Origin of the sequence: Lysobacter sp. TAB13, from assembly GCF_052113885.1 — a bacterium.
Taxonomy (GTDB): Bacteria; Pseudomonadota; Gammaproteobacteria; order Xanthomonadales; family Xanthomonadaceae; genus Lysobacter; species Lysobacter gummosus.
In genome coordinates, this window is record NZ_JBFRDR010000344.1 from 1 (window position 1) to 378 (window position 378).

At 65.1% G+C, this 378-nt stretch carries 1 protein-coding gene; it reads left to right on the top strand.

All coding sequences use genetic code 11. The features are described 5' to 3' along the window. Positions 1 to 378: FAD-binding protein (locus AB4Y92_RS26465; RefSeq protein ID WP_441822324.1), on the top strand; the 378-nt coding region annotated here is incomplete at both ends.

Genomic DNA, 378 nt, shown 5'->3' on the forward strand with positions numbered 1-378 from the left:
CTCTATGGCCAGGCGCTGCGCTACAAYACCGAGTTCTTCATCGARTAYTTCGCCATCGACCTGATCATGGACGAGGATGGCGTCTGCCGSGGCGTGATCGCGCTCAAGCTCGATGACGGYACGCTGCATCGCTTCCGCTCGAAGATGGCGATCATGGCGACCGGCGGCTATGGCCGCGCCTATTTCTCCGCGACCTCGGCTCATACCTGCACCGGCGACGGTGGCGGCATGGTGCTGCGCGCCGGCCTGCCGCTGCAGGACATGGAATTCGTGCAGTTCCACCCGACCGGCATCTATGGCGCCGGCTGCCTCATCACCGAGGGGGCCCGCGGCGAGGGCGGCTATCTCACCAATTCCGAGGGCGAGCGCTTCATGGAG